The sequence below is a fragment of the Bacillus cereus group sp. BfR-BA-01360 genome (genome assembly GCF_022663595.1).
GTDB lineage: Bacteria > Bacillota > Bacilli > Bacillales > Bacillaceae_G > Bacillus_A > Bacillus_A cytotoxicus.
Genome location: NZ_JAKUFV010000004.1, coordinates 1 through 20,666 on the forward strand (window position 1 = coordinate 1; position 20,666 = coordinate 20,666).

The window sequence follows — 20,666 nt, forward strand, 5'->3', positions numbered from 1 at the left end:
CAACTGGACCTACAGGAGAGACTGGTATTACTGGACCAACTGGACCTACAGGAGAGACTGGTATTACTGGACCAACTGGACCTACAGGAGAAACTGGTATTACTGGACCAACTGGACCTACAGGAGAGACTGGTATTACTGGGCCGACTGGGCCAACTGGGCCAACTGGGCCAACTGGGCCGACTGGACCAACTGGGCCGACTGGACCTACAGGAGAGACTGGTATTACTGGACCAACTGGACCGACTAGTTCAGGTCTTCCAGCAGGTTTATATGCCTTTAACTCTTCCACAATTAGTATAGGTCTTGGAGTAAATGAGCCAATACCATTTAATACAGTCGGAGCACAATTTGGTACAGCTATTTCTCAACTAGATGCCGATACCTTTATCATTAATGAAACTGGATTTTATAAAATTACTGTTATTGCCTACACCGCACTTGTAAGTCTATTAGGCGGCCTCACAATTCAAGTAAACGGCGTGCCTATTCCAGGATCTGGAACCACTTTAATTTCACTGGGCGCACCTATTGTACTCCAAGCTATTACGCAAATTACAACTACTCCTTCTTTAGTTGAAGCCGTTGTTACCGGTCTAGGTCTATCTCTCGCTCTTGGAACAAGCGCTACAATTATTATTGAAAAAATCGCTTAACCCTTCTCCCATAGACAGTAAGACATTTATATGTTTTACTGTCTTTTTTATTATCTATTCACTCATGAATTTCATTTCCTTCACATAATCATAGTATTGTATGACATTTTTCAGGGGGAATACGTATGCAAAATGAAGCAGCCGTTCAGCTATATCTTGAATTACTAAAGAAAACAATTTTATTTGAAATTTGGTTAGAATACGAGCCATACTTACCAGCATCCTTACACATTACAGAAGAACTTCCTTATGAACCCGTTACTGTCCCATTGCCTCTATTTATTAAACAATATGTAGAAGCTCATCAACTAAAAATTGTAAAGCCTGTCATTTCAAAAGAGGAAAGACAAGATGGTAACGATTGGCCACGAGCAGCTCATAGTATGATTGGGCGCACACGAATGAACCAATTACAAAACGCAATGGAAACCGTTATACGTGAAAATATTGAGGGAGACTTTATTGAAACAGGTGTATGGCGAGGAGGATCTTGTATTTTCATGCGAGGGTTTTTAAAGGCACATGGAATTACAAATCGTACTGTATGGGTCGCTGACTCCTTTCAAGGACTCCCTGCCCCAAATGTTCAAGCATACCCACAAGATTATCATGATTATTTACATACATTCGATTACTTACGCGTTTCACTCGAACAAGTACAAGAAAATTTCAAAAAATATGATTTATTAGATGATCAGGTCAAATTTTTAAAAGGTTGGTTTAAAGATACGTTACCAGCAGCTCCTATTGAAAAAATTGCAATCGCTCGCCTCGATGGCGATATGTACGAATCCACAATGGATAGTTTAATCAATTTATACGATAAAGTTTCAACTGGTGGATTTATTATTATTGATGATTATGGTCTACCACCTTGCGCAGAAGCTGTAGCAGATTTTCAAAAGCAGCGAAAAATCAAATTTGCTCTCACAGAAATTGATCAATTTGGCGCTTATTGGCGGAAAGAATAAAGGAAATTGAAACTTCCATCAGTGGGGGTTTTCTTCATCCCTCACTGATTATGAGCTCTCACCAATCGGGCTGTTACGAGCAGTAAGGCTACCACCTATCTTCCTTGCTTCTCTCTGAATTTTGAGATGGGAGTCTTACTGCCTAAAATCGCCCAAAAAAACAATTTTAGAAATGAGGAGTATATATATATGGGACAAAATAACGATTTTTCACAGAAGGAACTTCTTCCTCCTCCCGAACTCATCCATTATGTTGGTGGGGATTTCCAAAAAGTCGGAGAAGAATTTTTGAAATACTTTATTGAAATCGGAAATTTACAGCGCCATGAATCTATATTAGATGTGGGTTGTGGTGTTGGACGTATGGCAGTACCCCTAACAAAATATATAAATGACAAAGCTCTTTATCATGGATTTGATATTTTTCAAGACGGTATTTCATGGTGTCAATCTCACATTTCTCCTACATATAAAAACTTTCATTTCCAGCACGCAAATATATATCACCAATTCTATAATCCAAATGGAACTATAAAAGCAAGTGAATTTCAATTTCCATACGAAGATGATACATTTGATTTTATCTATTTAACTTCGGTCTTTACACATTTACTTGAAAAAGAACTAGAACATTATGTATCTGAAATTTCGCGTGTTATAAAACAAGATGGGCGTTGTTTGCTGACACTCTTCTTATTGAACCCTGATTCTTCCTATTACTTGACTTCTCGTCTTAGCACTCTCCCCTTTTATCATAAAATGGATAACTGCTATATTGTAAATAAAGATATTCCAGAATTTGCTGTTGCCTATCCAGAAGAATGGATGCTCAACCTCTTGTCTCAATATAATTTTGAAGTTACAAAGCCTATCTATTATGGATCATGGTGCGGGAGAACAACATTCACCAGCTATCAAGATATTCTTGTCATACGGAAAAAATAACGATAAAGGGGCAATTTATGCTATGAATGCGTTAGTAGAGGATCCGCTTGTATCCATATTAATACCGACTTATAATCGACCTTATTACTTAAAACTTGCATTAGACAGCGCTCTAGCACAAACATATTCCAACATAGAAATTATTATAGGCGATGATAGTACAAATGCAGAAACGGAAACTCTCCTACGTCAACATTACTTACCAAACTATAACAACATTATATATATTCGAAACCAATCTACATTGGGACAATTTCACAATGATCTTATGCTACTAGAATATGCTAGAGGCAACTATATCAATTTTCTAATGGATGACGACCTCTTTCACCCTCATAAAATCCAGCGTATGATGCATTACTTTTCACAAGATGTAAAGAATGAAATTGCTCTAGTAACCTCGTATCGCAAAAGAATCAATGCAGTTGGAAATCAAATTGAAGATGCGCTGCCCACTTTTCAACTTTTTCCTAACGATACGATTTTAGATGGCACTGCATTAGGAGACGTAATGCTACAAACAAGCTTAAATATAATCGGAGAACCGACAACCGTTCTCTTTCGCCGCCCTTTTTTAACAGAACCTTTCGGAACTTTAAGTGGCCGGCAATATAATTGTAGTATCGATATGGCTTCATGGGTTCATTTGTTACAAAAAGGAAAAGCCGTTTATATAGCAGAAGCGTTAAGTTCATTACGCTACCATCCTGGACAACAAATTCACCATAAATTATTGGAAGGAACGGAAGACTTTACGCATCTCATTACAACAGCACGCAACTATGGTTTTCTCCAAAGTACAAAGACATATCGCTTAAGTCTTCGCTGCGCCCTACAATGGATATTTAGTTCATTGCGAGATGAAACAATAAAACGTATCCCGGATTCTCATTCCAGGCTCTCTCATTGTCTTCAAATCATTCAGCAAGAATTAAATCGTACCCGTGTCTACGAGTAAATAAAATTTTGATTCTACCTCTCCGTTATCAAATACAATGAAAAACACTCACGAATTTGTGAGTGCTTAGTATCTTCCTTTTGGTTGATTATTTTTATTATTTTTCTTCCCGCAATTACATCCTTTTTTCTTTACAAACCCTTGTTGCTGTAGCATTTGCTGTTGTGCAGAATATTGATGCCATTGCTGAGCAGAATATGAATTTTGTTGATAGTGATTTCTCATATAACCCTCTCCTCTTTTCTGCAATATGATTCTTTTTATCATATGAACAACTTGTTTATCCAGTTCCCCCATTTTCCGTGTGCTTCATCCTATGAGATTCTCTTTCTATATAAGCTGCTTCGTATTATTCTCCCATTATACGACTTACCATTGTTTCAATAAATGCTGCAAGACCTGCAATCCCTAGTATACATAATACAATTTCTGCAACATGCGGAAACAAAACATACAAACAAATTAAAAATGCGCTCATCCATATTCCAGTACACCAGTGACAACTTAATAATTCCCCTATCCACTTTTGTAGTCCTTTTCCTCTTACTTTCGTATATGTAGAGACAGATCCATCTGGCTCAGTAATTTCTAACTCTTCAATAAATGGAGCTCGCAAAAAAGCGGTAATTTTATCATATACAATAAGCCGCGTGAGCCGAAAAGTTGCAAATGCAAATATAACAAATAGTAACCAAGTATTTACAATCAACTTATATCACTTCCTTATAGCTGCCTATTTATAAAAATCCTTTCTATAGCAGTAACCGAATTGTCTCACACTCAATATCTTATTAATGTATCCAAAACATATTTGATAAGGAGTGAAATTCATGAGCTGTAACGACAACCAACATCATTTTCCATCTAACTGCGTCATTGACGTCGTAAGATTTATTGATGAACTACAAGATTCCATCAGCGAAAATTGTCCAACCGGTTGCGACACACCTTTCCTTGGAGCAAATTGCAACTCACCATTCGCAAATACTCGTCCGTTCGTTCTATTTGATAAATGCGGTGACCTCTTTATTCCAGCAAGCTGCTTCTCTATCCCAACAAAAGAAGTACCATTAAGCGTTCCTCTTCCATCTCCATTTCTACGAGTAGAAAGCGTTGACGAAGATGGATGTGCTGTATTACGCGTGCTAATCCCAGACGTTGAATCTTTAGGTGGAGACGATTGCGATTTATTAGCAGGTAGCTTACTTCACACAATTGATAAAAGCGACTTTACGAATTTAGCTGCACGCTTTTTAATTTGTCAATACTCAAATGGCATCACGAAACCAGATTATCAGTCCGTTCTACAATTCGGTTTAAAAGCATCTCAATTCTGTATTACTGTTGATTTAAGTTGCTTCTGCGCAATCCAATGTCTACGCGACACTCACGTTCGCGGTTGCTAATTTCGTAAAACAAACAAACTATGAAGGTGGTAGCTTCGTCTACCACCTTTTCACGTATTTAAAACGCCATCATCCGTATGGAGATAATCTCGTCAATTGGAATTCTGAGTTCCCTTGGCATTAAACGATTAAAAGTCTCTTGTGCGCGCTTTACTTCCAGCAGTACTTCACCACCTTCATATGCGCGTACATATCCCGTAAACACATCTTGTTTTGTTTTAATTTGACAACGGATAGAAGCAATATAATGAGGTCGATCAATTAAGAATAATATTTTTTCTTCATTATCCATATCCTTAAACGACTTACTACGTTCTCTTTTTTGCCCTCTATCTATTCCCTCCGATTGTTCTATTTCTATATTTTCTGCCTCTCTTTCATTTCGCACCTGCTCCTCAATTTGAGGAGGATCGCCATACATATTTACCTCTCGCTCTTTCTCCATTTGATGAAATGTATCCTCTTTCTCTGCCTCTTTTCGTTTTATATGCTTTTTAGAAGCTTCGTATTCTTTCGCTTCATTTTTTCCCTCCACTGATTGAGGCCATTCCTTTTGTTTGCTCCCTTTCTGTTCAGAAAGGCTTGAAGCTGCTTCCGCTAGTTCCTCACTTGCAACAATTAAATCTGCATTTTTATTCTCCTCGTTTCGAGCTGTACTTTTTTCATTTGATACCTGCATAGCTTTTTCTTTACTTGCTCTCTTCGCCTCAGCAATTTCCCTTCTGATCTTTTCTATTCAAAGGTTCTCGTCTTCTTTCTTTATTACAAATGTTTTTTGTAAATTCCATTTTTTCTCCGAAAAATCCGGTTGCGTTGTATATAATGTCGGATACGGTGTACGCTCCTTCTTTCTTCTGCTCACCACCAATCCCTCCTACATAAAAAAACATCTCTTGTGACATGTATATTCGCAATTAGATGGAACTTGCATAGAAATTTGATGAATTCATCTAACACCTCTAATCAATGAAACAAAAATCTGATAAAGACCTAGTACACACCTCAAATTTCTAGTAAACGAACCTATCGCTCATAGAAAAATCCCCTTTTAATAGGTAACTATCACAATTGCTCGTTTTCTCTTAAAAATACACATTCGTCCTATTTCCAATAGTATCCCAGATGCATTTACTATATTAGATACAAATTAGGGGGTGAAAGAAAATGTCATATCAAAACAATTTTGCGTGTCCATGTCCAACTTATACTCCAACATATACAAAGCCTACTCATCATGAAACTTGCTCTGGTAACTGTAAAAGCAATTGTAAACGTTGCTGTGACGACTGTTTACCAAAAGAAAAATGTTGCGATGGAGCAGCAGCTCATCTTGCAAGCTTAATCTCTGCAAGCTTAAACCTTAGCGGTGGTTCAATCGTGCCACTAGATACAGTTGCAAAATCTGGAAGTGGTGTTTCTGTTCCAAGTAGAGGTGTAATCCGTGTTGAAGAATGTGGCAAATATTTAATTGGCTCATTCGTTGGCATCGGTATCGAATTAATAAGTCCAATCGGTCTACAATTAGTAGTTGAGAGATGCGATGGTTCTTCAGTTATTCACGAAACAGGCTTAATCTTAGGTATCACTCTATTAGACAAATTCCAAGATACAATTTGCCTAGAGCCAGGCGATCGCGTATACTTCCGTACAACTGGTTTAATTTCAGTCGAAATTGCAATTTCACTATCAGTATCTAAATTATGCTGTGACTAATCATCCTTAAAAATATAGAGTATATTACAAAAATAACAACGCAATATCTAGACTTTTCTCTAGATATTGCTTTTTCTTTTTTCATAATCATAAAACAAAAAAATACCATTCTAAAATTAGAATGGTTTTTTTTATATCTGTTTTTATTTTTTCTTATTTCCCACTGAGTCTTTAGTACTTATGCAATTATTGCATTAACCAGAGCGATAACGTTTGTTAAGAAGGTTTGAATTAAAGCGACTAAGCTATCTAAAAGACCAGTCAGAACCGCTAATACCAATGTAAGCATCATGACCCCTCCCATCCTTTGTACTCTACTATATTACATGCAAAGCGAGTATAAACGGTAACGGACAAGCGTCCTATTATATGTACCTATTTTCCAAATATAGTTTCATACTCTTCTCGATTTAACTTACAAACTCCGTACGCTCACATAAACGAACTGAACTAGTAAAGAAGCCTATTTTTATATTTATATCAAAATCTAAACGAACAACTATCGCCATTTTTTCATTCTACGCATTTACTACTATAGTAACTATGTATGAAATTTCTTACCATATTAGGAGGATTAGAATATGACAAATGAAAAAGATCCAAAGGAAATTGATCAAAATGAATTACTGCTGACGCTCCTTAATTCACAAGATGGTAAAAACATTATATTAGAGGCATTAAAATTAGCTGGGGCTGATCCTCATACAGATCATTTCGATCCTGAACAATTGAAAAAACTTTCCACAACGAATATAGATGAATTAAGAACCGCCATTTTAAATAATCCTATTCTCGTCCAAAAAATGCAGGATTTCATTCAATCTACAAACTTAGGACTTCTTACTTCTATCCCAACTTCCAGCAATTCCGCCACACCCCTTACACAAGAACAAATACTTCAAACCATTCTAGAAAACCCATCCGCCCTAGAAAATATCTTTCAGCTCACACAAAAACTCGGAATCGATAAAGATGCTGTATTAGCAGAGTTAACAAAACTTCAAGCAGCAATCAATCTTCTAAAACAACTCCCTTCAGATGAATAAAATAAATAAGATTGGAGGTGTCACAATGCAAAATAAAGATCGAAATTCACATGAATTACTTTTATCAATATTAAGTAAACCAGGTGGGCTGGAATCCTTATTAAAATTAGCTAACTTAATGGGTATAGAAACTTCAAGAAAAAATATAAATATCGAACAGTTAAAAGATATCCAAAATCAAGACCCGAATGAACTCTTACTCTCAATATTAGATAAACCTGACGGATTAGATACGTTAATTCAAATTGCCGAACTAGGCGGAGTTAAGCTCCCTAAAGAAAAATTAACTGCTGAGAAAATAAAAGAATCCCTTTCTTCAAAAGAGGATTCAACTGTACCTAACTTAGCAGAACAAACTAACAAAACTGAAACTCCTACACAAACTTCAAATACATTTGCTACGAGAATACAAAATGTACTTTCTCAACATGTATCAACACTTTTAGGAAGAATTACCTCACCGGATGTTTCTTCAAATTTATTTACACTGTTTACTACCATATTGCCATTACAAAATATTACTAGAGCATTAACAGCCATGATTCGACTAGCAACTGATGATTCTTCACCTCAAGAACATCGAACGAGTCCAACTTCAATTGCCGAAAAACAAATACATGCTCTAAAAAATCTACTCACGAAAAATACTGCCAATCAAGAAAAACTTTCCGCAAATTCCCTTTTACCAAAACAAGCTCTTCACTCCTTAACAAAATTAGAGGAATTGCTAAAAAGTAAAAAATAAAAAGGCACAAAAATGTGTGCCTTTTTATCGTATTATTCGTTATCTTATTATCCTAAAATATGATACCCAGAATCCACGTGAATATTCTCACCCGTTACACCGCTTGCTAAGTCACTAAATAAGAATAGCGCTGTGTTTCCAACTTCTTCTTGTGTGACATTACGGCGAAGTGGCGCGCGCTCTTCAATTTGTTTTAAAATGCTGTTAAAGTCTCCGACACCTTTTGCAGATAGTGTACGAATTGGGCCTGCTGATACTGAGTTTACACGAATATTATGTTGACCTAAGTCATTTGCTAAGTATCTTACACTTGCATCTAATGAAGCTTTTGCAACCCCCATTACGTTATAGTTAGCAACAACGCGTTCTCCGCCAAGGTATGTTAATGTGACAATACTTCCACCTTCTGTCATAAGTGGTTTCACAGCTTTGGCAACTGCTGTTAAAGAGAATGAACTAATATTTTGTGCAAGTAAGAATCCATCGCGAGATGTGTCAACAAATTCTCCTTTTAAATCATCGCGGTTCGCAAATGCGATGCAGTGTGCTAATCCGTGCACGACACCAACTTCTTCTTTAATTGTAGCAAAGCAGCGTGCGATATCTTCATCATTTGTTATATCACATGGTAAAACAAGTGACTTTTGACCGTCTAATGATTCCGCTAAGTCACGCACGTTTTTCTCTAAACGCTCACCAGCGTATGTAAAGATTAAGTTTGCTCCAGCGTTATGCAATGAACGAGCAATGCCCCACGCAATGCTTCGTTGGTTTGCAACACCCATTACAATAATATTTTTCCCTTGTAAGTTGAGAAGATTCATTTATTTATCCCCCTAAATCTATTTAATACAATCTGTTATTAGTACCTGGTAATATAATTATATCATATCACAAAATCTCAAGAAGACAAAATAAAAATTATTCAAAAACTAATTTCTTCTTTATTGAGTGGCCTTTTCCCCATTCCCACTCATTGTGAATTCTCACTAATCGAACTGTTACAGGCGTTCCTCCTTCTACTTCTCTTGAGGTAGGAGGAGATTCTTCTTTATAGGTTTGAAAATGAAATAAATCATTTGCAAATTATGTAAAATTCGCTAATATGATTATAAAGTACAACTTGAATCAATAGTGCGCTTCTTTAATCCTTATTGATTCAGACCTTTCAAATAGCTCTAACTTCTAGTTTCTATCTTCTTTGCTGATTTTTAAGACGCTACCTTAAAATCGCAAGAATAACGTCTTTTTGTATTACATGACATGCAATAGAAAGGACTACATACGGTGAAAGATCAGAATGCTCAATATCGAATCGATTATGTATTATTACTTATTTTATTGGCAATTGGGATTGTAAGTTGTTTTGCCATCGCAAGCGCTCAACCATCTTTACCACCGCTGTTACAAAATGTGAATTTTGTACTAAAACAAATTCAGTGGTATATCATTGGGATTATAGCTATTATCGCGATTATGATTATTGATTTTGATCGTTATAAACAAATTGCTTGGTATCTATATGGCTTCGCAATGATACTCCTGATCGGACTTGAGTTCAAAATTCCTGGTGCTGTTACAATTAAGGGGGCTACTGCTTGGTACAGATTACCTGGCCTTGGAAATTTTCAGCCTTCGGAAATTATGAAGTTATTTCTTATTATTGTGGTTGGACGAATTATTTCAAACCATAATGAAAAATATCCGTTCCACTCACCGCGTGAAGACATGATTTTGCTGGGGAAAATTTTTTCCGCAAGTTTACCACCTCTACTACTTATCGCGAAAGAACCTGACTTAGGCAATACGATGGTTATTTCAGCAATGCTTGCAGCGATGATTTTAGTTTCTGGTATACGCTGGCGCTTTATTATCGGTCTAGTAGCACTCGCTACTACTGCAGCAGCTACTTTAACATATATTTATTTTGAGCATACAGCCTTTTTTAAAGCACATATTTTAAAAGAATACCAATTAGATCGCTTCTATGGTTGGTTAGCTCCTTATGAATATGAAACGCAAGGATATCAATTACGCCAGGCACTGTTAGCTACCGGATCTGGTGAACTTTACGGAAAAGGATGGGCCAATAATCAAGTATATTTTCCAGAGCCGCATACCGATTTTATTTTTACTAATATTGCAGAACAATTTGGATTTTTAGGAGCAAGTTTCGTTATTTCTCTTTTTTTCTTGCTCATCTATCGAATGATACATATCGCATTAGAAAGCAATGATCCATTCGGCAGTTATCTATGTGCGGGAACAATTGGAATGTTTACATTCCAAGTATTCCAAAACATCGGAATGACAATTGGACTACTTCCCATTACTGGGATTACCCTTCCTCTTATGAGTTATGGCGGTAGTTCTTTGCTCACCTATATGATTGCAATTGGATTTATCTTAAATGTACGATCGCGAACAAAAATATTTATGTTTGATTAAGCCATATCTATTGTGGATATGGTTTTTCTTACTTTTCTTTAGGCATACTAATAAAAAAAGAAGAATGAGAGGTTATCGAATGAAATATGATATTATGGGAGACATTCATGGCTGTTTTCAAGAATTCAAAACATTAACAACGAAACTTGGATATAATTGGGATAGCGGTCTTCCGATTCATCCTGAAAAGCGACAACTCGCCTTTGTTGGGGATATTACCGACCGCGGTCCAGCATCATTACAGATGATTGAAATTGTATGGGAGCTTGTAATTAAGCAAAAACAAGCTTATTATGCACCAGGAAATCATTGCAATAAATTGTATCGATTCTTTCTTGGGCGTAATGTAACAATTGCGCATGGCTTAGAAACAACTGTTGCTGAATATAAAGCTCTATCCTCTAATGAGCAAGCAATCATAAAACATAAATTTATCGACCTATATGAACAATCTCCACTCTATCACATACTTGATAACAATCAATTGATTGTATGTCACGCTGGTATAAGGCAAGATTACATAGGGAGGGCAGATAAAAAGGTTCAAACTTTTGTTTTGTATGGTGATATTACAGGTGAAAAACATCCTGATGGCTCTCCCGTTCGTCGTGATTGGGCCCAAAATTATACAGGAAATGCTTGGATTGTATATGGGCATACGCCTGTTAAAGAACCTCGTTTTGTCAATCATACAGTAAATATTGATACGGGTGCGGTCTTTGGTGGAAAACTCACTGGACTTCGCTATCCTGAAATGGAAACGATTTCGGTTCCATCTTCCTTACCATTTGTTCCTGAAAAATTCCGCCCCATTTCATAAAACAAAACTTTAATCTGCATCCGACTCATTATGAATCTTCTTTCATGAATCGCTCTACTCCCATCTTACTTTCTCTCTATGTTTTGAGGTGGGAGTCTTACTAGAGATCCAATCAAATACATTTCTAACGCATTTCACCTTGTAAGAAAAAATAAGAAAGAAATTGAAAAGATGCGTTTTATTTTGCTTCTTTTTTCATTTATGTGGCATATACTGTCGCAGGAGGTGCCAAAATGAAGAAAAAATCTTCCAGACAAAAACAATCTTTCTTCCCCATGTATCACCCTAACTACGGTATGAATAATTGGTGTAGCATTCGTGCTGCCGCTTTAGAAGTTCTTGAAGGTAATCAAATGGCTGAAGAAAATGATACAAAGTTAGATCCAATCATCCAATATATCGCAAATCGAAAAGCAGAAAAATTCCAAAGAAAAAAAGAGCGTCTTTCTAAAAACAATTTATCTCATAATCATATTCAATGTACAAACAGAACAGAAAAAAGACGACAGCCCCCTAAATTACCACAGCCAGAAAATCTAGAATATATTACCAATCAGGTACAGAAGATAAAAAACTTGTTAAAACCAAATCCAGCCCATCCTGTGGAGAAACAAGATTCGAAAGAAAGAACAGCAACACAAAAATATGCCCATGCAGAAGGGCGACATACGAAAGCAGATGGCATTGCCTCACATGCTGAAGGGCTTCTTACACATGCAAGCAATGTCTTTGCACATGCTGAAGGTTCCAAAACAAAAGCAACTGGACATAGTTCACATAGTGAGGGAAGTGAAACGACAGCTAGCGGAAATTACGCACACGCGGAAGGAAAATATACGATTGCTTTAGGCGATGCTGCCCATGCAGAAGGGACAGCAACTGTAGCAGCTGGATTCTCTTCACATGCCGAAGGGCTCTATACATCGACAGCTCATTTTGCAGGTGCTCATATTATGGGGAAATTCGGCTCCGCAGAACAACCATATTCATGGTTCATCGCCAACGGTACTCACCATTCTATGCCTGGTTTAGGGGCAAAATGGCTCGCTCATAACGGCGAAATGTACATTGAAGGTGCCTCTTATAACGCGAGTGGAACAGACTATGCACAAATGTTTGAAACAGCCAATCAAAAAACAATTGATGTGGGATATTTCGTGACATTCGATACAGAAGAAAAAATCCGTAAAGCAAACGCTACAGATTCATTTATATTAGGGATCTCTAGCGCCACTCCTCTTATTATTGGTAATAGTGCTCCGTTAAGCTGGCATAGCCGCTATGTAACAGATGAATGGGGACAACGAAAATATGTAGGAGAAGAGAAAGAACCTATGATTCATGCGGAGTGGAACCCAAGTATAAAATACACACCGAGAAGAGAGAGACCAGAGTGGGTACCTGTCGGATTAATTGGACAAATATTAGTACGTGATGATGGTACTTGCCAAACACACGGATATTGCCGCCCAAATGATAACGGTATCGCTACAGCATCAACGAGCGGATATTTTGTTATGAAGCGTACAGGTCCAAACCAAATTTTAATATTATTTCGCTAAAAGCTGTCCTCTTCCATGAGGACAGCTTTTATCATTCCATATTGTTTTTTTACTATTCTCTCGCTAAAACAGTATGCATGTCTGTTGGTATATCTGCCGAAAATGACATTTCCTTCTCCAAAATCGGGTGATAAAAAGTCAACGATTTACTGTGAAGCGCTTGACGCTTTATTAAATCCAATTGCCCGCCGTATAAATCATCCCCTAATAATGGATGTCCAATATGTGCCATATGTACCCGAATTTGGTGCGTTCTACCGGTATCTAATTGCAATGCAACATGTGTTTTGTTAGAATAGCGTTTTCGCACTTGAAAATGTGTGACAGCCTTTTGACCATCTTCGCGTACCATCCGTTCAATAATACTATCGCTCTTTCTTCCAATTGGCGCATCAATCGTACCTGACTCATTCAACATCCTTCCGTGGACAACTGCTTCATATGTTCGTTTTACTTGTTTTTGTTGATGCTGTTTCGATAAGAGGTGATGGACAAATCGATTCTTCGCAATTAACATCAATCCTGAAGTATCACGGTCGAGCCTTGTTACAATATGCACTGTACTTGCAAGTTTCTGCGTATCATAATGATAAAGAAGTGCATTGGCGATACTACCTGTTGGATGTTCCCTTGACGGAATGGTTGACATGTACGGTTCTTTATTGATAACAAGAACCGCATCATCTTCGTATACAATCGACAGTGGAATCTTTTCAGCTACCATCCCTTCACTTCTTTCCTCTACCGGAAAAAAGATTTGCAATATTTCTCCTGTTTTTAATATGTGACGAACCGTTGCCTCTTCACCATTTACTTCAATCGCTCCGCCATGAAACTTTATGTCAGTTAAAGCGGCTTTAGAAATCCCTTTCGTTTTAACAAATTCTCGAATGAGAACTCCTTCTTCCGCTTCCGTTATATCCCATTTTAATGTAAATCTCTTCAAATAGATAAACCCTTTCTATTCATCCGTAACAAATGAATCACGAACTCGTTTCCAGAATGGGAACGGACGGAAACGAACAAATCGTACTTTCTCGTTTGCTACGCGATATTGGATTGATTTCACATCTTGGTGAACCATTGTTAAATGATCGATTGTAATTTGTAAATTCATTCCTACAGTCGGCTTTAAGACACATGTATGATGCTTTGGTAAAACAAGTGGAGAACCCACTGTACGAAAGACGCGATTATTAATCGATGCCATTTCCGCAATTTGAATCGCTTCAATAGACGGATGAATAATTGCCCCGCCCAGCGCTTTATTGTAAGCTGTGCTTCCTGAAGGAGTAGAGATACAAAGCCCGTCTCCTCTAAATGTTTCGAAATATTCCCCGCGAATTTCTACTTCCGTAACTAATGTACCTTCTGCCCTTTTTACAGTCGCTTCATTTAGAGCTAAATACTGTGATTCTTTCCCTCCATTCACATAGCGAATAATCACTTCTAAAAGCGGATATTCCACTACTTGAAATGGTGTTTTTGCAATCGCAATTACTAATTTCTCTACCTCTGTCGGTAGCCAATCCGCATAGAATCCTAAATGTCCAGTATGTACACCGACGAACGCTGTCTCACCTAAACGATGACAATAGCGATGAAATGCATATAAAAGCGTTCCATCTCCCCCAACAGAAATTACAATATCGGGTTCCTTTTCATCCATTGTAAATCCAAAATCAAGCAAATACTCTTTCATCGTACTCGCAAGTGCATTTGATGATTGATCTCCCTTTGACATAATTGTAAATTTCATTGCCCAACACCCTTTAATTTATGATTCAGATTCTTTCGCTTCTTGTTTCCTTGAAAAAATCTTTTGCGCTTCTTGAATTTCAAAGCGAATCGAAGACATTTCCTCGTCTAACAAAAACGCAGCTTCGGCTGCACGTTGCAAACGTACCTTTATATCTTCTGGGAAACGCCCGCTATATTTGTAATTTAAAGAATGCTCAATGGTTGCCCAGAAATTCATGGCTAACGTGCGAATTTGAATTTCAACCAGCACTTTCTTCTCTCCGCAAATGGTTTGAACAGGGTAACTAATGACAACATGATAAGAGCGATAACCGCTCTCTTTCTTCTGCGTGACATAATCTCGCTCTTCCACAATTTCAAAGTCATTGCGTTTGCGGAGATATTCCACAACTGGTTTGATTTCATCAACAAATTGACACATCATGCGCAGTCCCGCAATATCCTGCATCTCTTCTCTCAGTCGATTTAACGGAATTCCTCGTTTTTCTGCTTTATCAATAATACTTGCTACCGATTTTACCCTTCCTGTTACAAATTCAATTGGGGAATGCTCCGTTAGCATAGTAAACTGGGTTCGCATTCCTTTTAACTTTACTTTTAGCTCCGCCACCGCTTGATGGTAAGGAGCCAAAAATTCTTCCCAATTACGATTCATTTCAACCACCACCAAAGTCAATCCATTTCCTTATAGAAATACTTTCTCTACCGCTGACACAAGTTCTTCACCATAATTTGCATTACCTTCAATATTACGAATTAAATACTCCAACTCTTCTTTTAATTGTTCTAATTCAATCTCCATATCATTTACATGAACGAACATTTTCTTATCTTGTTGCATTGCTTCACGCATCGCTTCCCAGCATGTATGCGGAATGCTTACATATACGAAAGATGATTCATTTTCTAAAATATATAAAAATGATAAGTGATCTGAGTCTACAAGTACATGGTTACGTGCTGTTAATTCCTTTACTTCTATTTCAGTATTTTCTGCACAAAAAATAAGAGCATTCTCTCTTTCTTTTACGCTCTTAACTTGAATTTTATTTTGCATGCTTTAACTCCTCCATATCAACATCCTGTCTTACTCAACACTATTATTGTATCATAACATGGACGCAAACAAATAAAACATTGAACCAATTTTATGAAAAAGAGATAATGTCTAAAGGATGACTTTTATAAAGGAGCTTATCAAATGACACAAGAAATTGAAATTGAATTTAAAAATATGGTAACAAAAGAAGAATTTTCGGTATTATGTGATGCCTTTTCTATTCAAACATTTACAAAACAAGTCAATCATTATTTTGAAACACCTAACTTTGCTTTAAAGCAAGCGGGCTCCGCTCTTCGTATTCGTTATAAAAATGGCACTTATACACTTACTTTAAAACAACCAGCTCAAACAGGATTGCTTGAAACTCATCAATCTTTAACACAAGAAGAAGCAAAAACAATGCTCGAAACAAATCACCTCATTCCAGGGGCTGTATTAAAACAACTGCAAGCCTTACAAATCCCTGTTTCTTCTTTAACGTATATGGGAAGTTTAACAACAGAAAGAGCAGAAACCACTTTTAAAGGGGGGATACTTGTATTTGATCATAGTTTCTATTACAATCACGATGATTATGAACTTGAATACGAAGTACAAGACGAGCTAACTGGAAAGGTTGATTTTCTTCACTTGTTAAATCAATACAATATCCCTGTTCGGCATACAAAAAATAAAGTACAACGCTTTTTTCTTGCAAAACAAAGCGATGCACGCTAAATTGAAATTTCCAGCAGCGAATATGCTATGCTGCTGGAAATCCTATTAACTAGATTCCAAAGGACTCCCTGTCGTTTGGAAAAAAGAGTGATGCGTAATCACTTGCGTTTAAATTTATACACCTATTCAAGAAACATACAATAAGCAAGGGATTGGAGGAAAACTGTTTAGTTGCTCTTCGTAACAATCCATTGCTACAATAAATATACACTTGATGGAAAAAGGAGCTTATAAAGGATGAGCAAGCAACCGATGACACCATTTGAAGCGATTGGTAGTGAACAAGGCATTGCAACATTAGTCGATACATTTTATTCCTATGTTAGCAAACACCCTGACTTGTCTCCCATCTTCCCAGACGATTTAACAGAAACGGCGAGAAAACAGAAACAATTTTTAACACAATATTTAGGCGGTCCAAACTTATATACAGAAGAACACGGGCATCCGATGTTACGAGCGCGTCATCTCCCTTTTGAGATTACACCAAAGCGAGCGAAGGCCTGGTTATCATGTATGAAGCAAGCAATGGACGATACAGGCATACAAGGACCGATTCGAGAGTTTGTTTTTGAACGTTTAGCATTAACTGCACAACATATGGTCAACACTCCAGATGAAATAGGTGAAGCGTGATGGATAAACAAGAAGCAAAGCATATGCGTATGCCTTCTTCTTCCACTTGTGAACATAAATCTGTAGAAGCCTATTTGTTTGTTGATCCACTTTGCAAAGACTGCTGGGAAATCGAGTCAATTGTCATGAAACTATGTCTTGAATATGGAGGGTACTTTTCGATACGACATATATTAACTGGAAAAGTAGACGGAGCAACTCCCTCCTCACACAAATGGAATAAACCTGCTAATATTCGATTTGTGTGGGAAAAAACAACGAGCTTGCATGGATTTTCATGTGATGGAAAAGTTCATATGCAAGAGGCCGCATCTACACCATATTTAGCCTCGCTTGCCATTAAGGCAGCGGAGTTGCAAGGTCGAAAAGCAGGTTCGAGGTTTTTGCGAAAACTCCAGGAGTACATTTTTCTTGAAAATGTATTAAAGCCTGATGCAAACGTATTGCTAACATGCGCGAAACAAAGCGGGATTGATGCAGAAGAATTTCAAAAAGACTTACATTCTATTAGTGCAAAAAAAGCATTTCAATGCGATTTAAAATTTACAAATGAAATGCATATTACCGAGATTCCTTCTCTCGTATTTTTTCATGCAAATTCAGATGAAGAAGGCATCAAAATTGCCGGCATTTATTCTTATGATGTATATGTTCAGCTCTTAAAAGAACTTGTAAAATGTGAAATGGAACCAGTGCCATTACCACCACTAGAACGATTACTAGAAATGGTTCAGTTCATATCTTCTAAAGAACTTTCCTTTATTTATGAATGCTCGCAGCAAGAAATAGAACGGGAGCTAAAGAAATTATCTCTCAAAAGAAAAGTGCAAATGATTGAAATGAGATGTGTACGTTATTGGAAATGGATTAAAAAAGAAAAAGACCTGGTGTAAACACCAGGTCTTTTTCTTTACGGCTTATAAAAATATTAAAGGGGATGGGAGAAATTTTCACGTTCAAACAAAGGGGTATATGTTTGTATGTGAATTCGTTCACGTCTATTATATTACAAGATTCGACGTCAGATGACAAGCACTTTTGTCGAAATTCACACTTTTGTCACATTCTAAACGTTTTCATTACTGAATAAGCTATAGAAAAAGTAATTTAGGAGGTGTTTTTATGAAAAAAATCCATATTTTCCTACTTTTTTTCGGGATCATCATTTCTTTTTTCTTATACATTCTTTCTTTATTAGAAGCTTTTCCTAAAATGATTGCTCTCCCCCTTTTATTCGGGGTCATTCTCACAAATCTTTCTTATTTCAATTATAGGAAGCGATTTAAAGGTCTCTAATGCAAAAAGGCGAGAGTCCTCACTCTCGCCTTTTTGCATTCACTATTATTTCTTTTCAAATAATAAAGCTTCTAACTCATTTAACTTCTCTTCAAATACTTGTAATGCTTCTTTAACAGGCTCTGGTGATGTCATATCTACCCCTGCTTTTTTCAATACCTCGATTGGATAATCGGAGCTTCCAGCTTTTAAGAATTCATTAATATAGCGCTCTACTGCTGGCTTTCCTTCTTCTAAAATCTGTTTCGATAAAGCAGTCGCTGCACTAAATCCTGTTGCATATTGGTATACGTAGTAATTGTAATAGAAATGCGGGATACGGGACCATTCTAATCCAATTTCTTTATCAATTACTACGGCATCTCCAAAGTATGTTTTATTTAAGTCATAGTAAATTTCAGTTAACATATCTGGTGTTACTGCATGACCTTCTTGTACCTTTTGATGGATGATATGTTCAAATTCCGCAAACATCGTTTGACGGAATACTGTTCCGCGGAATCCTTCTAAATAATGATTTAATAAATATAAACGCTCTTTTTTATCTTCTGTTGTTTTTAACAGATAGTCATTAAGAAGCGCTTCATTACATGTAGAAGCAACTTCAGCCACAAAGATGGAATAATCTCCATACACGTGCGGTTGTGTTTTTCTTGTATAGTAACTATGCACAGAATGACCAAATTCATGCGCTAATGTAAATAAGTTATTTACATTATCATGCCAGTTCATTAAGATATATGGGTTTGTTCCATATGCTCCAGATGAATAAGCTCCGCTACGCTTCCCTTTATTTTCGTATACATCTACCCAGCGATTTTCATATGCTTCTTTTAAAATGTCAACATATTCGTCACCAAGAACATGTAACGATTTTAATAAAATCTCTTGTGCTTCTTCATATTTCACATTCATTTTCACTTCTGGTACAAGAGGAGTGTATAAGTCGTACATATGTAATTCATCGAGTTTTAATGCACGTTTACGAATATCAATGTAACGGTGTAATAAATGTAAATGATTGTGTACGGTTTCGATAAGTTGATCATATACCGTTTCCGGAATATGATTGTTACTTAATGCTGCTTGACGTGCAGAATCATATTTGCGTACGCGAGCATTGAAGTTATTGCGTTTTACCGCACCACTTAAAGTACTCGCAAATGTATTTTTAAATTTCCCGTACGTTTCATACACAGCATGAAAAGCATCATGGCGCACGCGACGATCATCACTCTCTAAAAATTGAATATAGCGACCATGCGTAACTTCTACTTCCTCTCCATTCTCATCTTTAATCGATGGAAATTTTAAATCCGCATTATTCAACATCCCAAATGTATTACTTGAAGAACTCATGACTTCAGCCGCTTCTGCCAGCAATGATTCTTCAGCCTCAGATAATACGTGAGGACGCTGACGTGTAATCTCTTCTAATGCATGTTCATACACGCGTAATTCTTTATTTTCCTGTAAGAACGACTGTAACAGTTCTTGTGAAATCTTTAAAATTTCAGGCACGATGTATGCTGTGCTACTGGAAACTTGTGAGTATAAGTTCATCGCACGATCGTTGAGTGCTTGATAAGTAGAATTGGTTGTATCTTGATCGTAACGCATATGTGCATATGTATATAATTTTCCTAACCGCATAGAAATTTCATCTTCATATTGTAATGCTGCTAATAAGGACTCGGCAGAATCACCAAGCTTACCCTTAAACTCATTTAACTTCGGTAATAGCTCTTTTATGGCTTGAAATTCTTTTTCCCACGCTTCATCCGTTTGAAAGATATCTTCTAAACGCCACGTATTTTTTTCTTCAATTTCACTGCGATCTGGTAATACTTTTCCTGCATTTTGTTCCGACATGAATAGACCCTCCTTCTAAACTCTTTACTTAATTTCGATGATTCTTATGTA

Annotated in this window: 24 protein-coding genes; 14 read left to right on the forward strand and 10 right to left on the reverse strand. The window is 36.9% G+C overall.

Going from position 1 to position 20,666, the window contains the following annotated elements:
* The 4 genes from MR056_RS05245 to MR056_RS05260 all read left to right on the forward strand — a co-directional run.
* A partial coding sequence (locus MR056_RS05245; RefSeq protein ID WP_472926856.1) for a BclA C-terminal domain-containing protein occupies positions 1–656 on the forward strand: 656 nt, incomplete at its 5' end.
* Between the two features lie 125 nt (positions 657–781).
* Positions 782–1,627 carry a TylF/MycF family methyltransferase gene (locus tag MR056_RS05250; protein WP_011984017.1) on the forward strand — a complete coding sequence of 282 codons (846 nt, stop codon included), beginning with the start codon at positions 782–784 and terminating at the stop codon, positions 1,625–1,627.
* Positions 1,628–1,816: 189 nt separating this feature from the next.
* Positions 1,817–2,572: a class I SAM-dependent methyltransferase gene (locus tag MR056_RS05255; RefSeq protein ID WP_011984016.1), complete on the forward strand. Its 756-nt coding sequence runs from the start codon at positions 1,817–1,819 to the stop codon at positions 2,570–2,572.
* Positions 2,573–2,594: 22 nt separating this feature from the next.
* On the forward strand, positions 2,595–3,530 hold the full coding sequence (locus MR056_RS05260) for a glycosyltransferase family 2 protein (protein ID WP_011984015.1): 936 nt from the start codon (positions 2,595–2,597) through the stop codon (positions 3,528–3,530).
* 66 nt (positions 3,531–3,596) lie between these two features.
* Here MR056_RS05260 and MR056_RS05265 read toward each other — a convergent pair whose 3' ends face one another.
* Both MR056_RS05265 and MR056_RS05270 read right to left on the reverse strand, forming a co-directional pair.
* Positions 3,597–3,755 carry a hypothetical protein gene (locus tag MR056_RS05265; protein ID WP_041810262.1) on the reverse strand — a complete coding sequence of 53 codons (159 nt, stop codon included), beginning with the start codon at positions 3,753–3,755 and terminating at the stop codon, positions 3,597–3,599.
* Between the two features lie 124 nt (positions 3,756–3,879).
* On the reverse strand, positions 3,880–4,239 hold the full coding sequence (locus tag MR056_RS05270) for a DUF1360 domain-containing protein (protein WP_011984013.1): 360 nt from the start codon (positions 4,237–4,239) through the stop codon (positions 3,880–3,882).
* 121 nt (positions 4,240–4,360) lie between these two features.
* Between MR056_RS05270 and MR056_RS05275 the strand changes: the two genes are divergently transcribed.
* Positions 4,361–4,936 (forward strand): CotY/CotZ family spore coat protein, encoded by a 576-nt coding sequence (locus tag MR056_RS05275; RefSeq protein WP_011984012.1) that lies wholly within the window; start codon positions 4,361–4,363, stop codon positions 4,934–4,936.
* Between the two features lie 58 nt (positions 4,937–4,994).
* Here MR056_RS05275 and MR056_RS05280 read toward each other — a convergent pair whose 3' ends face one another.
* Complete coding sequence (locus MR056_RS05280; protein ID WP_242136523.1) at positions 4,995–5,615, reverse strand: CotO family spore coat protein; 621 nt, start codon at positions 5,613–5,615, stop codon at positions 4,995–4,997.
* Between the two features lie 57 nt (positions 5,616–5,672).
* The gene (locus tag MR056_RS22225; protein WP_255815467.1) at positions 5,673–5,798 is read right to left on the reverse strand and encodes a hypothetical protein; all 126 of its coding nucleotides are present in this window, start codon (positions 5,796–5,798) and stop codon (positions 5,673–5,675) included.
* Between the two features lie 302 nt (positions 5,799–6,100).
* Here MR056_RS22225 and MR056_RS05285 point away from each other — a divergent pair, with 302 nt between their 5' ends.
* From MR056_RS05285 to MR056_RS05295, 3 genes are all read left to right on the forward strand, one after another.
* On the forward strand, positions 6,101–6,649 hold the full coding sequence (locus MR056_RS05285; protein WP_011984010.1) for a hypothetical protein: 549 nt from the start codon (positions 6,101–6,103) through the stop codon (positions 6,647–6,649).
* A gap of 581 nt (positions 6,650–7,230) precedes the next feature.
* The gene (locus tag MR056_RS05290) at positions 7,231–7,695 is read left to right on the forward strand and encodes a hypothetical protein (RefSeq protein WP_011984009.1); all 465 of its coding nucleotides are present in this window, start codon (positions 7,231–7,233) and stop codon (positions 7,693–7,695) included.
* Positions 7,696–7,720: 25 nt separating this feature from the next.
* The gene (locus MR056_RS05295; RefSeq protein WP_011984008.1) at positions 7,721–8,440 is read left to right on the forward strand and encodes a hypothetical protein; all 720 of its coding nucleotides are present in this window, start codon (positions 7,721–7,723) and stop codon (positions 8,438–8,440) included.
* A gap of 47 nt (positions 8,441–8,487) precedes the next feature.
* Here MR056_RS05295 and fabI read toward each other — a convergent pair whose 3' ends face one another.
* Positions 8,488–9,264 carry an enoyl-ACP reductase FabI gene (gene fabI, locus MR056_RS05300; protein ID WP_011984007.1) on the reverse strand — a complete coding sequence of 259 codons (777 nt, stop codon included), beginning with the start codon at positions 9,262–9,264 and terminating at the stop codon, positions 8,488–8,490.
* A 463-nt stretch (positions 9,265–9,727) separates the two neighbouring features.
* On the opposite strand from fabI, the gene MR056_RS05305 reads away from it, so the two are divergent.
* From MR056_RS05305 to MR056_RS05315, 3 genes are all read left to right on the forward strand, one after another.
* Positions 9,728–10,888, forward strand: coding sequence for an FtsW/RodA/SpoVE family cell cycle protein (locus tag MR056_RS05305; protein WP_011984006.1), 1,161 nt, complete (start codon positions 9,728–9,730; stop codon positions 10,886–10,888).
* 79 nt (positions 10,889–10,967) lie between these two features.
* Positions 10,968–11,708: a bis(5'-nucleosyl)-tetraphosphatase PrpE gene (prpE, locus tag MR056_RS05310; protein ID WP_011984005.1), complete on the forward strand. Its 741-nt coding sequence runs from the start codon at positions 10,968–10,970 to the stop codon at positions 11,706–11,708.
* Between the two features lie 233 nt (positions 11,709–11,941).
* Positions 11,942–13,270, forward strand: a complete 1,329-nt coding sequence (locus MR056_RS05315; RefSeq protein ID WP_011984004.1) for a peptidase G2 autoproteolytic cleavage domain-containing protein — start codon at positions 11,942–11,944, stop codon at positions 13,268–13,270.
* Positions 13,271–13,322: 52 nt separating this feature from the next.
* Here MR056_RS05315 and MR056_RS05320 read toward each other — a convergent pair whose 3' ends face one another.
* From MR056_RS05320 to MR056_RS05335, 4 genes are read right to left on the reverse strand one after another with little or no spacing between them, the layout of a single operon-like run.
* Positions 13,323–14,216: an RluA family pseudouridine synthase gene (locus MR056_RS05320; RefSeq protein ID WP_011984003.1), complete on the reverse strand. Its 894-nt coding sequence runs from the start codon at positions 14,214–14,216 to the stop codon at positions 13,323–13,325.
* Between the two features lie 15 nt (positions 14,217–14,231).
* Complete coding sequence (locus MR056_RS05325; RefSeq protein ID WP_011984002.1) at positions 14,232–15,029, reverse strand: NAD kinase; 798 nt, start codon at positions 15,027–15,029, stop codon at positions 14,232–14,234.
* A gap of 18 nt (positions 15,030–15,047) precedes the next feature.
* Positions 15,048–15,686, reverse strand: coding sequence for a GTP diphosphokinase (yjbM, locus tag MR056_RS05330; protein WP_011984001.1), 639 nt, complete (start codon positions 15,684–15,686; stop codon positions 15,048–15,050).
* A gap of 30 nt (positions 15,687–15,716) precedes the next feature.
* Positions 15,717–16,088 (reverse strand): UPF0738 family protein, encoded by a 372-nt coding sequence (locus MR056_RS05335; protein ID WP_011984000.1) that lies wholly within the window; start codon positions 16,086–16,088, stop codon positions 15,717–15,719.
* A gap of 144 nt (positions 16,089–16,232) precedes the next feature.
* On the opposite strand from MR056_RS05335, the gene MR056_RS05340 reads away from it, so the two are divergent.
* The 3 genes from MR056_RS05340 (at position 16,233) to MR056_RS05350 (ending at position 18,340) form a co-directional block, all read left to right on the forward strand.
* A complete protein-coding gene (locus MR056_RS05340; RefSeq protein WP_011983999.1) occupies positions 16,233–16,811 on the forward strand; it encodes a CYTH domain-containing protein in 579 nt (192 codons plus the stop codon).
* Positions 16,812–17,048: 237 nt separating this feature from the next.
* Positions 17,049–17,447, forward strand: a complete 399-nt coding sequence (locus tag MR056_RS05345) for a globin domain-containing protein (protein WP_011983998.1) — start codon at positions 17,049–17,051, stop codon at positions 17,445–17,447.
* The gene (locus MR056_RS05350) at positions 17,447–18,340 is read left to right on the forward strand and encodes a ClpXP adapter SpxH family protein (protein WP_011983997.1); all 894 of its coding nucleotides are present in this window, start codon (positions 17,447–17,449) and stop codon (positions 18,338–18,340) included. Before MR056_RS05345 ends, MR056_RS05350 begins: the two co-directional genes overlap by 1 nt.
* 448 nt (positions 18,341–18,788) lie before the next feature.
* Here MR056_RS05350 and pepF read toward each other — a convergent pair whose 3' ends face one another.
* Positions 18,789–20,615 (reverse strand): oligoendopeptidase F, encoded by a 1,827-nt coding sequence (gene pepF / locus MR056_RS05355; RefSeq protein WP_011983996.1) that lies wholly within the window; start codon positions 20,613–20,615, stop codon positions 18,789–18,791.
* Between the last annotated feature and the right edge of the window lie 51 nt (positions 20,616–20,666).

Coding starts and splice junctions, on each gene's coding strand:
- MR056_RS05250 (WP_011984017.1), top strand. CDS start 782: ATGCAAAATGAAGCAGCCGTTCAGCTATATCTTGAATTACTAAAGAAA.
- MR056_RS05255 (WP_011984016.1), top strand. CDS start 1,817: ATGGGACAAAATAACGATTTTTCACAGAAGGAACTTCTTCCTCCTCCC.
- MR056_RS05260 (WP_011984015.1), top strand. CDS start 2,595: ATGAATGCGTTAGTAGAGGATCCGCTTGTATCCATATTAATACCGACT.
- MR056_RS05265 (WP_041810262.1), bottom strand. CDS start 3,755: ATGAGAAATCACTATCAACAAAATTCATATTCTGCTCAGCAATGGCAT.
- MR056_RS05275 (WP_011984012.1), top strand. CDS start 4,361: ATGAGCTGTAACGACAACCAACATCATTTTCCATCTAACTGCGTCATT.
- MR056_RS05280 (WP_242136523.1), bottom strand. CDS start 5,615: ATGCAGGTATCAAATGAAAAAAGTACAGCTCGAAACGAGGAGAATAAA.
- MR056_RS05285 (WP_011984010.1), top strand. CDS start 6,101: ATGTCATATCAAAACAATTTTGCGTGTCCATGTCCAACTTATACTCCA.
- MR056_RS05290 (WP_011984009.1), top strand. CDS start 7,231: ATGACAAATGAAAAAGATCCAAAGGAAATTGATCAAAATGAATTACTG.
- MR056_RS05295 (WP_011984008.1), top strand. CDS start 7,721: ATGCAAAATAAAGATCGAAATTCACATGAATTACTTTTATCAATATTA.
- fabI (WP_011984007.1), bottom strand. CDS start 9,264: ATGAATCTTCTCAACTTACAAGGGAAAAATATTATTGTAATGGGTGTT.
- prpE (WP_011984005.1), top strand. CDS start 10,968: ATGAAATATGATATTATGGGAGACATTCATGGCTGTTTTCAAGAATTC.
- MR056_RS05315 (WP_011984004.1), top strand. CDS start 11,942: ATGAAGAAAAAATCTTCCAGACAAAAACAATCTTTCTTCCCCATGTAT.
- MR056_RS05325 (WP_011984002.1), bottom strand. CDS start 15,029: ATGAAATTTACAATTATGTCAAAGGGAGATCAATCATCAAATGCACTT.
- yjbM (WP_011984001.1), bottom strand. CDS start 15,686: ATGAATCGTAATTGGGAAGAATTTTTGGCTCCTTACCATCAAGCGGTG.
- MR056_RS05335 (WP_011984000.1), bottom strand. CDS start 16,088: ATGCAAAATAAAATTCAAGTTAAGAGCGTAAAAGAAAGAGAGAATGCT.
- MR056_RS05340 (WP_011983999.1), top strand. CDS start 16,233: ATGACACAAGAAATTGAAATTGAATTTAAAAATATGGTAACAAAAGAA.
- MR056_RS05345 (WP_011983998.1), top strand. CDS start 17,049: ATGAGCAAGCAACCGATGACACCATTTGAAGCGATTGGTAGTGAACAA.
- MR056_RS05350 (WP_011983997.1), top strand. CDS start 17,447: ATGGATAAACAAGAAGCAAAGCATATGCGTATGCCTTCTTCTTCCACT.
- pepF (WP_011983996.1), bottom strand. CDS start 20,615: ATGTCGGAACAAAATGCAGGAAAAGTATTACCAGATCGCAGTGAAATT.